We start from the raw sequence: 2,198 nt of genomic DNA, 5'->3' as shown, positions 1-2,198 counted from the left end.
CGGCTGACCCTGGCGGGTGCCGCGCGGGTCCGGGGCGGCACCCGGCGCCCCCCTGCGCATCCACCCCGCGGATGCACGCCCACCGGCCGGCAAGCACGCACGAAATGCCCGGCCGGCCGAAGCGCCGTGGGCGCGGCCGGCCGAACGCGTTAACATTGCGCGTCTCATGCCGCATGCGCACCCGCCCGCGGGTACGCACCGCCCCCGCACCGCCCGGCCTGCCTGCCTGCCCCTCGTCGCCAGCCTCTCAATTCCAGCCGACATCGTGACCCAGCCTCTTACCGAACGTCCCCGCGTCCCCATCATCACCGTGGGCCTGCGCCCCCACCCCACCAGCCCGGACGCCGAAGCGCCCTGGCAAGGCCCGGTGGGCCGCCTGCTCGCCACCATGTTCGCCCTCCCCGAAGGCGGCGCGGTGTTCGAGTTCCGCCTCGAGGAGAGCCGCCCCGCCCAGCTCGCGATCCCGGCACCGGCCACGCCCGGCCCCGCCGACGAGCTGTGGAAGCACACCTGCTTCGAGGTCTTCCTCGGCGTGCCGGGCGAGGCCGGCTATCGCGAATACAACTTCTCGCCCTCGGGACAGTGGGCGATCTATGGCTTCCGCGCCTGGCGCGAGCGCATCGAGGACTACATCCCCGCGGCCAAGCCCGAGGTCCTCTTCGACCAGACCGACGACGGCCTGGTGCTGGAGGCCCGCGTGCCCGCCGAGCTGCTGCCGGCGGTGCCGGCCGGCGGCGACCTGCAGGTGAGCCTGGCCGCGGTCGTCGAACGCAAGGACGGCATGCTCGAATACTGGGCGCTGCGCCACGCCGCCGCGCAACCCGACTTCCATGCCCGTGACACCTTCGTGCTGACCCTGGCCACCACGACGCAGAAGGCAGCCTGAAGCCATGGCGCAACCGGTCCGTTTCGGCCTCGACCGCCTGCTGGAGGATTCCGCGTTGCGCCGCCCGCTGGCGGGCAGACGCGTCGCCCTGCTCGCCCACCCGGCCTCGGTCACACGCGCGCTGGTGCATTCGCTCGACGCGCTCGCGGCCCTGCCCGGGCTCCAGCTGACGGCCGCCTTCGGCCCCCAGCACGGCCTGCGCGGCGACAAGCAGGACAACATGGTGGAGTCGCCCGACTACACCGACCCGCTGCTCGGCATCCCGGTGTTCAGCCTGTACGGCGAGGTGCGCCGCCCGACCGCGGCGATGATGGACAGCTTCGACGTGCTGCTGGTGGACCTGCAGGACCTCGGCTGCCGCATCTACACCTTCATCACCACGCTGCGCTACGTGCTCGAAGAAGCGGCCCGCCTCGGCAAGTCGGTATGGGTACTCGACCGCCCCAACCCTGCCGGGCGGCCGGTCGAAGGCACGCTGCTGCGCGACGGCTGGGAGAGCTTCGTCGGCGCCGGGCCCTTGCCGATGCGCCACGGACTCACCATGGGCGAACTCGCGCACTGGTTCGTCGCCACGTTGAAGCTGAACGTCGAACTGCGCGTGATCGAGATGCAAGGCTGGGACCCCGACGCCGCCCCCGGCTTCGGCTGGCCGCTCGGCGAGCGCAGCTGGGTCAACCCCAGCCCCAACGCCCCCAACCTGTGGATGGCGCGCGCCTACGCCGGCACCGTGATGCTCGAGGGCACGACGTTGTCGGAAGGGCGCGGCACCACTCGCCCGCTGGAGCTCTTCGGCGCGCCCGATGTCGACGCGCGCGCGCTCGTCACGGAGATGCGCGCGCTCGCGCCCGAGTGGCTCGCCGGCTGCGTGCTGCGCGAGTGCTGGTTCGAGCCCACCTTCCACAAGCACGCAGCCAAACTGTGCAACGGCGTGCACATCCACGTCGAGGACCCGGCGCACTACGACCATGCCGCTTTCCGTCCCTGGCGGGTGCAGGCGCTCGCCTTCAAGGCCATCCGCCGGTTGTGGCCCGACTACCCGCTGTGGCGCGACTTTCCCTACGAGTACGAACACGGGCGCCTCGCGATCGACCTGATCAACGGCTCGCCGCTGCTGCGCGAGTGGGTGGACGACCCGGCGGCGACGCCCGCGATGCTCGACGCGCTCGCCTGCCCCGACGAGGCGGCGTGGGTCGAGACGCGCCGGCCCTTCCTGCTCTACCCCGGCTGAGGCCTCGCCGCGGCCAGCCGCCGCGCCTCGGCGAGGGCGGCGTCGAGCTCGTCGTGCAGGATCGCGGCGGGCAGCTGCGGCGCA

The 2,198-nt window shown here is 72.6% G+C and carries 2 protein-coding genes; both read left to right on the top strand.

The annotated features are described in order from the left end of the window. Positions 1-265 precede the first annotated feature (265 nt). A complete protein-coding gene (locus C665_RS19355; RefSeq protein WP_040829821.1) occupies positions 266-886 on the top strand; it encodes a DOMON-like domain-containing protein in 621 nt (206 codons plus the stop codon). 4 nt (positions 887-890) lie between these two features. Next, positions 891-2,114, top strand: a complete 1,224-nt coding sequence (locus tag C665_RS19350) for an exo-beta-N-acetylmuramidase NamZ family protein (RefSeq protein ID WP_004328594.1) — start codon at positions 891-893, stop codon at positions 2,112-2,114. Positions 2,115-2,198: the final 84 nt, after the last annotated feature.

The sequence above is a fragment of the Thauera aminoaromatica S2 genome (assembly GCF_000310185.1).
GTDB lineage: Bacteria > Pseudomonadota > Gammaproteobacteria > Burkholderiales > Rhodocyclaceae > Thauera > Thauera aminoaromatica.
Note: the sequence above shows the minus strand (reverse complement) of the source record. Positions and strands in the feature narration are given on the sequence as shown.

Excerpts from the sequence above, each read along its gene's own strand:
- C665_RS19350 (WP_004328594.1), top strand. The coding sequence starts at position 891 with ATGGCGCAACCGGTCCGTTTCGGCCTCGACCGCCTGCTGGAGGATTCC.